The organism is Amycolatopsis thermalba (assembly GCF_023376025.1).
Lineage (GTDB): Bacteria > Actinomycetota > Actinomycetes > Mycobacteriales > Pseudonocardiaceae > Amycolatopsis_E > Amycolatopsis_E thermalba.
In genome coordinates this window covers 6,694,307-6,706,005 of sequence record NZ_CP091196.1, presented here as the reverse complement: position 1 = coordinate 6,706,005, position 11,699 = coordinate 6,694,307, and the positions used below count along the sequence as shown (strand labels likewise).

The following is an 11,699-nucleotide window of genomic DNA, read 5'->3' as shown; positions in this document are numbered from 1 at the left end:
TCCCCGGATCAGGCGGGTCATTCGGGAATCCATCCCTTCGGGTTACACCCCGTTGCCTCCGCGCTACGGACGGCGCACGTTGGTAGGCGTGACACCCAAGCTGGCTTCCCTCGTCGCGGTCCTGTTCCTGCTCACGGCGTGCACGACGGTCGTCGAGGGCCACCCGCACGAGCAGAGCGACGGCGGCGAGGGGTGGGCCGCGTTCGCCCCGCTGCGCTCGTCCGCCCCGGCGGCGGCCCCGGCCGCGCCCGCCACGGTGCGCGCCAACGAGCTGGGCCGGGTCCCGGTGCTGATGTACCACCGCATCGTGACCGAACCCGAATCGGTCTACGACCGCACGCCGGACGACTTCCGCGCCGAGCTGGAACGGCTCGACCGCGAGGGCTACGTCCCGGTGTCGGCCGCCGACTTCACCGCGGGCCGCATCGACGTCCCGGCCGGCACGCACCCCGTGGTGCTCACCTTCGACGACGGCGACCCGAGCCAGTTCGCGCTCGGCCCGGACGGCAACCCGGTGCCGGGCACCGCCGTCGCGATCATGCTCGACTTCGCCCGCAGCCACCCGCGGTTCCGGCCGGTCGCCACGTTCTACGTCAACGCCGAGCCGTTCGGCGACCCCGGTGGCGCCCGGACCATCCCGTGGTTGCTGGACCACGGTTTCGACGTCGGCAACCACACCAGGACCCACGCGAACCTGCGCGAGGCCGACGAGCAGACCGCGCAGGCCGAGATCGGCGAGCTGGACGCGCTGATCCGGCGGGCCTCGCCGCGGGCGAACCCGACCACGATCGCGCTGCCGTTCGGCATCCACCCGCGGCCCATGGAGCTGGCGTTGCAGGGCGCGGGCTACCGCTACCAGGGCGCGTTCCTGGTCGGCTCGAACCCGTCCGCGTCACCGTTCACCGCCGACTTCGACCCGCTCAACATCCCGCGCATCCGCTCGCAGGGCCCGACGGGTGAGGAGGCCGAATACGGTTCGGCGGTGTGGCTGGACAAGCTCGCGCAGAACGCGGACAGCCGGTACACATCGGACGGTGACCCGGCCCGGATCTCCTACCCGAAGTCGGACACCGACGAGGTGGCCGCGAAGTTCCGGGACCGGGTGAACCCCTACTGACGCCGTTTTCGATAGCCTGGTGCGGTGCCGAACCCGGAGGACGCAGGTCAGGAGAGCACCACCCGCCCGGCGAGGCGGTGGCGGCGGCGGCCCAGGAAACAGCGTCCGTTCTGGGTCGAGCTGCCGATCCTGATCGTCGTCGCGCTGGTGCTGGCGTTCGTGTTCCAGCAGTTCTTCGCGCGGGTGTACACGATCCCGTCGGGGTCGATGGAAACCACGCTGCACGGCTGCGCCGGGTGTTACGGGGACAAGATCCTGGTCGACAAGATCACCTACGACTTCACCGACCCGGAGGCGGGTGACGTCGTGGTGTTCAAGGGCCCGGAGGCGTGGGTGGGCGACGAGGTGACGACCACGCGTTCGGACAACGCGGTGGTGCACTTCCTCCAGGACGTCGGTTCGGTGTTCGGCCTGGCGCCGCCGGACGAGCGCGACTTCGTCAAGCGGATCATCGCCACCGGCGGTCAGACCGTGCAGTGCTGCGACGACCGGAACCGGGTCCTCGTCGACGGCCGGCCGCTGGACGAGCCCTACATACACTGGCAGGACCCGGCGCGCCAGTGGCAGGACTCCTTCCCGCCGGTCCGGGTGCCGGAGGGTTACGTCTGGGTGATGGGCGACAACCGCAACAACTCGTGCGACTCGCGCTGCGAGGAGCAGGGCCCGGTCCCGGTGGACGACCTCATCGGCAAGGTCCGGTTCATCGTGCTCCCACCCGGCCGCTGGGGCACCGTCGACTAGCGACGGGCCAGTGCCGCGTTCGCCATCACGTGCTGCATCAGGATCACCAGCACCTGCTTGGTCGACTCCCGGTCCCGCGCGTCGCACAGCAGGATCGGCACCGTGTCGTCCAGCTCCAGCGCCGCGCGCACCTCCTCGGTGCCGTAGCGGTAGGCGTTGTCGAAGCAGTTGACGCCGACCACGAACGGCAGCCCGCGCCGTTCGAAGAAGTCCACCGCCGGGAAGCAACTCTCCAGCCTGCGCGTGTCGGCGAGCACCACCGCGCCCAGCGCGCCCTGCGCGAGCTCGTCCCACATGAACCAGAACCGGTCCTGCCCCGGCGTGCCGAACAGGTACAGGATCAGCTCGGGGTTGATCGTGATGCGGCCGAAGTCCAGCGCCACGGTCGTGGTGGTCTTGCTCTCCACCCCGGTGAGGTCGTCGATCCCGGCCGAGGCCTGGGTGATCGCCTCCTCCGTGCGCAGCGGGGAGATCTCGCTCACCGAGCCGACCATGGTGGTCTTGCCGACCCCGAAGCCGCCTGCGATCAGCAGCTTCACCACGGTGGCGGAGACGTTCCGCCGGGGCTCAGAGCCTGCGAATGCCATCGAGAACCGCCTGAAGTACGTGTTGTTCCGGGGTGTCGGAGATGGGCTGGGACGTCCGGTAGATCACGTGTCCGCGCTCGATGAGGTCGGCCAGCAGCACCTTCACGATCGGCACCGGCAGGTCCAGGTGCGCCGCGACCTCGGCGACCGACAGCGGCCGCTGGCACAGCCGCACGATCCGGGCGTACTCCGGTGCCATGGTGGCCGCTTCGGCCAGGCCGGGCAGGGCGACCACGAGGGACAGCAGCTGCAGGTCGATGTCACCGGCGTGGGTGCGGCCGCCGGTGATCGTGTACGGCCGGGCGATCGGTCCGGCCGCGTCGTCGAACCAGGTGTCGTCGTCCCGCCTGATCATCATGGCGTGCTTTGCTGCTCAACTCGTGGCGCCGCGCTCAGTGCGGCACCGACCCGCTTGACCATCATGTTCATCGCGTACGCGACCAGACCCATGTCGACGTCCGCGGCGGTCAGCAGCGCGAGGCAGGCGCCGTGCCCGGCCGTGGTGACGAACAGGAACGCGTGGTCCATCTCCACGACGGTCTGGCGCACCGCGCCGCCGCCGAAGTGGCGCCCGGTGCCCTTGGCGAGGCTCTGGAACGCCGACGCCACCGCCGACAGGTGCTCACCGTCCTCTTCGGACAGGTTGGTCGACCGGCCGATCAGCAGGCCGTCGGCCGACAGCACAACCGCCCGGTCCGCTCCCACGACCTGCTGCAGGAGGTCGTCGAGGAGCCAGTCCAGCTCGTTGATTCCCGCGTTCGTCACGTGTGCTCTCCCAGAATGTCGGTGGTGCTCGGATCCTGTTCGCGAGCGCGGCGGGTGCCCTGCTGGAACGCCGAGAGCCGGCTGCGGGCCTGCTCCGGGCTGTCGTCGGGCACGGTGCTGTGGTCGGGCTTCGGGCTGTCGTTGGTGGCGGCGCTGAAGGTCGCGGTCTCCTCGTCCTTCCTCAACTGCGGGGCCAGGTTCTGCTGCCGTCGGCGCCGCGGCAGCGGCGGGCGGTCCGGCGAGATCGGTCCGGCGTGCTGGGGCGGCCGGGCCTGGGGCGGGCGCGTGTCGATCGGCACGCGGGTGTCCAGCGGCGCGCGCAGCGGGATCTGCGGGCGCTGCGGCGGCGTGTGCTGCTGCTGCGGCGCAGGCTCCGGCGGAGCAGCCGGGACCGTGGGGCGGAACAGGTCCACCCGCGCCGTCGGCTCTGCCTGGTGGTGCCCGTTGGTGGCCGGCTCCGGTGGCGCGTCGGCCTCATCGGGCCACCGGTGCGCCGGCGCGCTCTGGGCCGGGACCAGCGCCTCCTCGGGCTGGGCCGCGTCGTCCGGCTGCGGCACCGGAGCCAGCAGCTCGGACCGGACGAGCACGATCGCCCGGGTGCCACCGTAGGCGGAGTCGCGCAGCGTCACCGAAATCCCGTGCCGGGACGCCAGGCGCGCGACCACGAACAAGCCCAGACGCGGTTCCGCGGACAGCGCCATGACGCTGAAGTCCGGCGGCTCGCGCAGCATCGCGTTCAGCTCTTCGGCCTGCTCCGGCTCGATGCCCAGGCCCTGGTCCTCGATCTCGATGACCACGCCCTTGCCGACGACGTCACCGAACACCTCGACGCGCGAGTTCGGCGGCGAGAACGACGTGGCGTTGTCCAGCAGCTCGGCGAGCAGGTGCACCAGGTCGGCGACGACCGGGCCGGCGACCGCGACGTTCGGCAGCTTGCCGACGGTGACGCGCGCGTAGTCCTCGGTCTCCCCGGTGGCGCCGCGGATCAGGTCGGCCAGCGCGACCGGGTTGCGCCACTGCCGTCCCGGCCGCTCGCCGCCCAGGATGATCAGGTTCTCGGCGTTGCGTCGCGCGCGGGTGGACAGGTGGTCCAGGCGGAACAGCATGTCCAGCTGGTCCGGGTCCTCCTGCTTGCGCTCGGCCTCGTCGAGGGCCTTGAGCTGCCGGTGCACCAGCACCTGACTGCGGTGGGCGATGTTGAGGAAGACCTTCTTGGTGCCCTCACGGGTCTTGGCCTCGTCCACGGCGGCCGCGATCGCGGTCTGCTGCGCCTTGTTGAACGCGTCGGCGACCTGGCCGATCTCGTCGTCGCCGTGGTCCAGCAGCGCGACCTCGGTGTCGAGGTCGACGGCCTCACCGGTGCGGACCCGCTCGACCAGCTGCGGCAGCTGCGTCTCGGCGGCCTCCAGGGTCTCCTCGCGCAGCCGGCCCAGCCGCTGGATCAGCCGGTTGGACAGGCGCCACGCGAAGAAGAACACCGCCAGCGACACGATCAGCGCGGCGGCGCCGGCGATGATCGAGGTGACCAGGGTCCGGTCACCGCTGTCCAGGCCGACGTTGGTGGCGTTGGAGCTCTGCTCGATGTAGAGGCCCATCAGCGCGTTGCCGACCTGGGTCGCGGCGTCGCGCCACTGCGCCTCGGGCACGGGCAGCGAATCCTGGTTGCCGCGCAGGAAAGCGTTTTCCACCACGCTCAGCGTGTCCCACGCCGGGCTGGCCAGCAGCGCGTCGTACTTGGCGCGCACCGACGGGATCATCTGCGGGGCGGCGACCGCCAGCTCGGCGTGGTAGGCGCCGACCTGGCTGATGTAGGTGCGGAACTCCTCCTCCGACAGGCCGCGGCCGGCGATTCCGGCGGCCGCCAGCGCGTCACCGCGGGACATCGCGTCGGCCGCGGTGAACAGCGGCATCGCGGTGACGCGGAGGAACGCGGTCTGGGCGTCCGGCGCGCCCTCGGCCACGCCGTTCAGACCGGTGGCGAACTCGTCGATGATGCGGTTGTAGAAGGCGTAGGCCTCGAGCGGGGACGCCTGCCTGCTGTCCACGCGCTGACGCAGCTCGGGCAGCTGGGCGAAGTTCGCGCTGGTCTTGGCGATGCTCTGGCGCACCGACTCCGGGGCGTCGTCGACCATGTCCTGCAGGACGGTGGCCATGCGCGCGGCCGTCGTGTCCGTCTTGGCCCGCGCCTGGATCAGATCCGCGCCCGGGGTGCCGTTGCCGGCCAGCGTGCGCAGGGTCAGCACCCGCTCGGCGCGCACCGCGCCGAAGAAGAGGGCGCCCGGCTCGGCCGAGTCGTGGACCTTCGTCGCGAACTCGCGGGCGTTGACCGCCTGCACGACCAGGTAACCCGCGAGCGCCACGCCGGCGAGCAGCAGGGCGACGCTGGGCACGATCGCGATCGCGAGCACCCTCGACCGGATCGAAGCACGCCGCCTACGTGTTCCGAATACCTTTTTCAACGCTCTGAGGAGCCTTCCCGCAACTCGATGTGATGGCCTCGGCCCCCGGACCCGAGTTGACGCTTCGCACAGGAACCGCAGTGGGTTGTACGACCGGGAGAGTGAACCAGCCCGGACAAGTATGAGTCAACTTCACGTTCTGTCCGCACCGGACGCCTCTCCGTCGAGGTGTCCGGGACTTCGTCAGCCGCGCGGATATTGTCGTCCGGCTATATGATCCCGTTACGCCCGCACTAACGGGGTCGCGCGGATCATCGCCGGACTGTGGAATGCCGAGGCGTTCCGCGGGCGCTATTCCGCCGGATGGTCTTGCCGTTTGCTCCGATTGGTTGCAGCGGTCGGTGCTGCGTCCGTTTCTCCTGTGATATCGCACACCTTTATCGATGAGGGTACCGGGGTTTCCGAACCGGATTCTAGCTGTGGCGCAAGGGGTCCTGGTCGAGCCCGCGGCCGCGGGTCCACTTCGGAGGATCGCGCTGAACAGGCCGTCTCACGGTGGGTGCACGGATTGATCACGTTTCGTGCGCCGAGAACCGTGACGAATCCGACACCGACCGGGCCGCTGTGTGATCGACCGGTCACGTGAGCGGTTATTGCGTCGCGGTTTCTTCTATAGGGTTCGCACATGGTGGTGACGGCGAAGGCGCTGGCCGAGGCGGTGCGGGCCGGGGAAGCGGACCCGGTGCGGGAGACCGAACGGGTGATCGCGGGGATCGAGGCGGCGGACCGGGTCGTGGGCGCGTTCCGCCGGGTGCGCGCGGCGGAGGCGGTGGCCGAGGCGCGGCTCCTGCGGACGCGTGCGGACCTGGCGGAGCTCCCGCTGGCCGGGGTGCCGGTGGCGGTCAAGGACGTGGCCGGGGTCGCGGGCGAGACCGTGACGCGCGGGACCGCCACGGCCGTCCCGGCTGGTTCGGACCACTTGGTCGTGCGGCGGTTGCGGGCGGCGGGGGCGGTGATCGTCGGGATCACGCGCGTGCCGGAGCTGTGCATCTGGCCGATGACCGACTCGCCGGAGGCCGTGACGCGCAACCCGTGGGCGCCGGAGTACACGGCGGGCGGTTCGTCCGGCGGCAGCGCGGCGGCGGTGGCGGCGGGGCTGGTGCCGGTCGCGCACGGCACGGACGGGCTCGGCTCGATCCGGCTCCCGGCGGCGATGTGCGGGCTGGTCGGGATCAAGGCGGGGGCGGACGTGCTGGCCGAGGACGGCTGGTTCGGGATGTCCGCGCACGGCAGCCTGGCCACGACGGTCGCCGACGCGGCGTTGCTGTTGTCGGTGCTGGCGGACCGGCCGGGGCTGGCGGAGGTCGGCGAGCCGGGACGGTTGCGGATCGCGGTGTCGACGGACGTGCCGCTGACGCACGCGCCGGTGCCGCGCTCGTTGACGGCGGCGGTGGAGCGGGTGGCGGAGCTGCTGGCGGCGTCGGGGCACGGGGTCGAGCGGGCGCGGCCGCGGTACGGGGTGGAGCCGGTGGCCGGGATCGTGTCGCGGTGGTTCGCCGGGCCGGCCGAGCAGGCGGCGGGGTTGCCGGTGGAGACGCTGCAGCCGCGGACGCAGCGGCACGTGCGGATCGGGCACGCCGTGCGGCGGCTGGTGACGCCCGGCACCGCCCGCCGGTGGACGGCGCGGGCGGCGGAGTTCTTCGCCCGGTACGACGTCCTGATCACGCCGACGCTGGCGACGCTGCCACCGAAGGCGAGGGCGTGGCACGAGCGATCCTGCCTGGCGAACGCGTTGCCGTCGGTGGCCTTGGCGGGCTTCACGGGCCTGTGGAACCTGTCCGGCTACCCGGCGATGTCCGTCCCGGCAGGCCGCCACCCGAACGGCCTGCCGATCGGCGTGCAGCTGGTGGCCCCACCCGGCGGCGAGGGAAGGCTGCTGGCGCTGGCCGCGGAGCTGGAGAAGAAGAACCCCTGGCCGCGGCTGCCTTAGCGCCGGGCCGGGGGCCGCTCACAAGCGGCCCGGCGCGGTGGGGCGCGATCAACGGCCGCGCGCCCGGGTGGCTGCTGGCAGCCGGCCGTGGCGCGACGGGTGGGATCTGGATGCCCGCAGAGGCTGGGCTGGGTGGGTGCGGTCGCGGGGGCCGGTCTGTTGCCGTGGCCGCAGGGGCTGGGCGGGTGCGGTTGCAGGGCCGGGCCGGCGCGGCCGCACGGGCACGTCCGTTGCCGTGCCCGCCGCCGGATCGCGGCGGCGGTCCCAGGGCGCTCCGCTGGCGCGGAGCGCCCTGGGCGGCAGCTACTTCTTGCTCGACTGGGGCCGCTTCGTGAGCGGCTTGGGCGGCTGCTGCCCTTCCGGCTGCGCCGCGGGACCGGCCAGCGCCGCAGGCGGCTTGCCCGTCACGGGACGGGCGCCTCCGCCGGGCTTGGCTGTAGGGGCCGGCTTCGCGGGGGCGGGCTTTCCGGCCGCCGGGCCGGTCTTGCCGCTGCCCGTGGCAGGGCTGCCCTGGCCGCTCGTGGCGGAGCCGCCGCCCTGCCCGCTCGAACTCGGGCTGCTGCCCCGGCCCCGGCCGGCCGAGCCACCCTGGCCAGCTGCCGCCGGACCGCCTTGACCGCTGCCCGTGGCAGGGCTGCCCTGGCCGCTCGTGGCGGAGCCGCCGCCCTGCCCGCTCGAACTCGGGCTGCTGCCCCGGCCGTCCTGTCCACCAGCGGCCGGACCGCCCTGGCCATCCGCGCCCGGTGCCACCTGCGGCCCGGAAGCGGGGCGACCAGCCGCGCCACCCGCAGCGGGCTTCGCGGCCGGGGTGGGCCTCGCTGCCGCGCCGCCGGCCGTGCCGGCCACACCGCTCCCGGCAGCGGGCTTCGCCGCCGCCGCGCTACCTGCTGCCGCGTTACCCGCCGCCGCGGGCCTTGCTGCCGCGCCGTCGCCCGACGGAGCCGGAGCCGGCCCCGGTCCCGGCCCCGGTCCCGGTCCCGGGGCGGGCTTCACCGCGGGCATCGTCTGCATTCCGTCGCCGCTGGGGGTCTCCGCCGGGCGGCTCAGGTCCACCACGGACTCCTCGCGCAGTGGCTCCAGCGCCGACTGGCTGCGGGCCAGCACCTCGTCGGTCTTGCGGAGCCGTCCGGCGACCTCCGTGCTGATCCGCGTCAGGTGTTCGACCAGCTGGCGCGCCTCGCGTTCGCGCTTCTCCGCCCGCGCGGTCGCTTCCTCGACCAGGCGGCGGGCCCTCGTGGTGGCCTCGTCGACCAGGCGCTTCGCCTCGGCCGTCGCCTCCGCGATGCGTCGCTCGGCCTGCTGCTTGCTCGCCGTCTGCTGGTCGGCGATGTGCTTCTCCAGCGCGGCCCGCTGCGAGGCCATCGACTGCTCGAAATCGTGCTGCACCGTCCGCCGCTTGCGCTCGGCCTCGATGTCCAGCTGCGTCCGCCGCCGCGCTGCCTCCGCCGTCAGCCGCTCGACCTCGGCCTTCGTCGCCTCCAGCGCGCGCTTGTGCTCGGCCTGCAGCGCCTGCCCGTGGGTGTCCAGCTCCGCCAGCAGGCTCTGGTACCGCTCACGCAACCTCCCGGACAGCTCGGTCGTCGCGCTCCAGTGCTCCTCCGCCGCGACCTGCGCCCGCGAAGTGATCTCCTCGGCCCGCATCTCCGCCAGCTCCACCGTGCGCTGCATGCGCTCGTCGAGGTCCTCGATCCGCTCCGGCGGCCGCTTCAGCTCCTCGACCCGGTTCCGCAGCCGCGCGATCTCCCCGCGCGCGCCCTCCAGCTCGCGCGACAGGTTGCCCACCTGGCTCATCGCGTTGTCGCGATCGGCCATCACCCGGCGCAGATTCGCCTCGACGTGATCCAGGTACTGCAGCACCTGCCCGCGGTCGAAGCCGTGCCACACCTGGTTGTACTCACGCCGCAACGGGAGCAGGCTGTCGCGCTCAGAGACCATGCGAAAACCGTACCCGCGCACAGCGTGTTAACACTGTCAGGCCACGCCCGGTGTGTCACTCACCAGTGGAAACCCCTGGTCAGCTTGACGAGCGCGTTCGCCGCGCGGGACAGGTGCCGCTCGCCCTTCCCGATGCGTAGCTCACCACTGCCGCCGGCCGCCGTGGAGTCCGGGAAGACGCGGTAACCCTCGTAGGCCACCGCGTCGACCAGCCCCGGCAGCAGCGTGTACGCCGCCTGGATCAGGTACCCCTCGGGGGTGCCGATGTGCTTGGGCCGGTTCTTCAGCGCCCGCACCACCATGTTCGCGGCCTGGTCCGGCGACTTCGTCGGGAACGCGTCGTAGATCTTCGTCGGCCGGATCATCGGCGTGCGCACCAGCGGCATGTGGATGGTCGTGAACGTGATGCCGTCGCCGTGGGTCTCGGTCGCCGCGATCTTGCTGAAGTAGTCCAGCGCGGCTTTTGACGCCACATAGGCGGAGAACCGCGGCGCGATGCCCTGCACGCCGATCGAGGACACGTTGACGACGTGCCCGAACTTCCGCTCGGCCATGTGCGGCAGCACCGCGAGGATCAGCCGGACCGCGCCGAAGTAGTTGATCGCCATCGCCCGCTCGTAGTCGTGGAAGCGGTCGTAGGACAGCTTGATCGAGCGGCGGATCGACCGGCCGGCGTTGTTGACCAGCATGTCGATGCGGCCGTGCTCGCTCAGCATCTGGTCGACGATCTTGCGCACGGCCTCTTCGTCGGTCAGGTCGGCCGGGTAGATCGAGGCGGATCCACCCGCGGCGATGATCTCGTCCCGGACCTCCGCCAGCTCCGGCTCGCGCCGCGCGACCAGCAGCGGGACACCGCCCTCGGCCGCCACCTTCAGCGCGGTCGCCCGCCCGATGCCCGACGACGCGCCGGTGATGATCACGCGACGGCCGTCCAGCTCACCGCGCGGCCCGTGCTTGCGGGCGCGGAACGGGTCGAGGTGCTCGCGCCAGTACCGCCACAGCGCGGGCGCGTAGTCCTCGATGCGCGGCACGTCGACTCCGCTGGCCGCCAGCTCCTTGCGGGTCGCGGCGGAGGCGAACACCGACGGGAACGACAGCGTGTCCAGCAGGACGGCCGGGATGCCCAGGCGCTCCAGGAACGCATCGCGGGTGATCGTGAACCCGGGCACGTGCTCGCCCAGCCGCGCCAGCTTCAGCAGGCCGCGGGACAGCCGCCGGTCCAGCTCGACGTTGATCGTCGGCGCACCGGCCGCGCGGGCGAAGGCGTTGTAGACGCACACCACCGACTGCGGTTCCGGGCTGACCAGGTGGAACGCGCGCCCGTCCAGCCCGGGCCGGACCACCAGCTCCAGCAGCGCCCTGGCGACGTAGTCGACCGGCACGATGTTCGTGTCACCCAGGTCCGGGCCGACGAGCGGCACGTTCGGCAGCGCGGCGAGCCTGCTGATCGCGGGGAACAGGTAGTAGGGGCCGTCGATCTTGTCCATCTCGCCGGTCTGCGAGTGGCCCACCACCACGGCGGGCCGGTACACCCGCCACGGCACCTCGGACTGCTGCCGCACCAGCCGCTCGGCCTCGAACTTCGTCCGGTGGTAGGGCGTGGGCAGGCGCTGGCCGGTGTCGAACATGTCCTCGGTGAACACGCCCTCGTGGTCGCCGGCCACGGCCACCGACGACACGTGGTGCAGGCAGCCCGCGTCGATTTCGGCGGCCAGGTCGAGCACGTGGCGGGTGCCGTCGACGTTGGCCTTGACGCTCGTCGCGTCGTCGGCGGTGAGGTCGTAGAGCGCGGCCAGGTGGACCAGACCGGCGACCCGCCCGCGCAGCTCGGCGCGCACGTCCTCGCCGACGCCCAGGCCCTCGCGCCCGAGGTCGCCCTCGACCAGCGTGACCTTCTCCGGGTGCGGCCAGCCGTTGACCAGGTCGGTCAGCCGCTCCCGCGACTTCTCGCGGACCAGGAGGAACACCCGGTCCACGTCCTCCCTGGCGAGCAGCAGCGGGGTGAACTGACGTCCGATCAACCCGGTCGCACCCGTCACGAGATACCCGGTCATGTGCCTGCCCTCCGCGTCGTCGCCCGGCTGCATTGTGCGCCGGGCTGGCCGCCGTGACCACAGTCATAGTGCACGGGGTCCCCGAAACGATCAGCGGGCGCGAGTAAAGTC

General features: G+C 72.2%; 8 protein-coding genes and 1 pseudogene. 3 read left to right on the top strand and 6 right to left on the bottom strand.

Annotation, left to right across the window (positions count from 1 at the left end):
* Positions 1–88: 88 nt before the first annotated feature.
* Complete coding sequence (locus L1857_RS32475; RefSeq protein ID WP_249467210.1) at positions 89–1,117, top strand: polysaccharide deacetylase family protein; 1,029 nt, start codon at positions 89–91, stop codon at positions 1,115–1,117.
* A gap of 24 nt (positions 1,118–1,141) precedes the next feature.
* A pseudogene (gene lepB, locus L1857_RS32470) lies at positions 1,142–1,852 on the top strand (signal peptidase I); the annotation flags it as partial.
* A 2-nt stretch (positions 1,853–1,854) separates the two neighbouring features.
* Here the strand turns inward: lepB and L1857_RS32465 are convergent.
* Genes L1857_RS32465 through L1857_RS32450 form a run of 4 tightly spaced genes read right to left on the bottom strand, consistent with a single transcriptional unit; the run spans position 1,855 to position 5,618 of the window.
* Positions 1,855–2,445: a GTP-binding protein gene (locus tag L1857_RS32465; protein ID WP_094004668.1), complete on the bottom strand. Its 591-nt coding sequence runs from the start codon at positions 2,443–2,445 to the stop codon at positions 1,855–1,857.
* Entirely contained in the window at positions 2,426–2,800 is a 375-nt protein-coding gene (locus L1857_RS32460; protein WP_017984828.1) for a DUF742 domain-containing protein, read from the bottom strand. Before L1857_RS32460 ends, L1857_RS32465 begins: the two co-directional genes overlap by 20 nt.
* On the bottom strand, positions 2,800–3,210 hold the full coding sequence (locus L1857_RS32455) for a roadblock/LC7 domain-containing protein (protein ID WP_020421504.1): 411 nt from the start codon (positions 3,208–3,210) through the stop codon (positions 2,800–2,802). The genes L1857_RS32460 and L1857_RS32455 overlap by 1 nt, the downstream gene beginning before the upstream one ends.
* Entirely contained in the window at positions 3,207–5,618 is a 2,412-nt protein-coding gene (locus L1857_RS32450) for a sensor histidine kinase (protein ID WP_116109486.1), read from the bottom strand. The genes L1857_RS32455 and L1857_RS32450 overlap by 4 nt, the downstream gene beginning before the upstream one ends.
* 676 nt (positions 5,619–6,294) lie before the next feature.
* On the opposite strand from L1857_RS32450, the gene L1857_RS32445 reads away from it, so the two are divergent.
* Positions 6,295–7,599, top strand: coding sequence for an amidase family protein (locus L1857_RS32445; RefSeq protein ID WP_205413166.1), 1,305 nt, complete (start codon positions 6,295–6,297; stop codon positions 7,597–7,599).
* A gap of 303 nt (positions 7,600–7,902) precedes the next feature.
* Here the strand turns inward: L1857_RS32445 and L1857_RS32440 are convergent, their stop codons facing one another.
* Entirely contained in the window at positions 7,903–9,534 is a 1,632-nt protein-coding gene (locus L1857_RS32440) for a coiled-coil domain-containing protein (RefSeq protein WP_240323040.1), read from the bottom strand.
* Positions 9,535–9,593: 59 nt separating this feature from the next.
* Positions 9,594–11,588, bottom strand: a complete 1,995-nt coding sequence (locus L1857_RS32435; RefSeq protein ID WP_249467209.1) for an SDR family oxidoreductase — start codon at positions 11,586–11,588, stop codon at positions 9,594–9,596.
* Positions 11,589–11,699 lie beyond the last annotated feature (111 nt).